At 26.8% G+C, this 436-nt stretch carries 1 protein-coding gene; it reads right to left on the bottom strand.

The features are described 5' to 3' along the window. On the bottom strand, positions 1-330 hold a 330-nt coding region (locus tag ACJDTP_RS27455; protein ID WP_406763010.1), incomplete at its 3' end, for a transposase. Between the last annotated feature and the right edge of the window lie 106 nt (positions 331-436).

Genomic DNA, 436 nt, shown 5'->3' with positions numbered 1-436 from the left:
TTCAACAAACATAGCATAAATACCATAATATATATGTTTCTCTAAAGTCTTAGCTCTTAACGAAAAGGTAGAATAATCAGGTATTTCATTAAGATCAATTATAGATTGAAACACATAATCTTTTTTTATTTCGTATTCAAGTTCTCTCAGACTGAATATACTATGTTTAACACCATATAACATGCAGGCAACTATTTGCTCATCTGAGTACTTACGTGGTCGGCCTTTAGCATTTTTGCTATTAGAATTTAATTTAGTAAATGCAATTTTAACAGCTTCAAAAATCTTATAATTATCATTTTCAGTTTTAATCTTTCGTGATATAATCATATTTAAGTCATTCCTTGTGTGATGTAATTTGGTTTTTAGCGAAATTATTATATCACAAAGGAATGGCTTATTTATTTTTTACAAATTTTGTTTACTCAACAACCTA

The organism is Candidatus Clostridium helianthi (assembly GCF_045310795.1).
Classification (GTDB): domain Bacteria; phylum Bacillota; class Clostridia; order Clostridiales; family Clostridiaceae; genus Clostridium; species Clostridium helianthi.
Note: the sequence above shows the minus strand (reverse complement) of the source record. Positions and strands in the feature narration are given on the sequence as shown.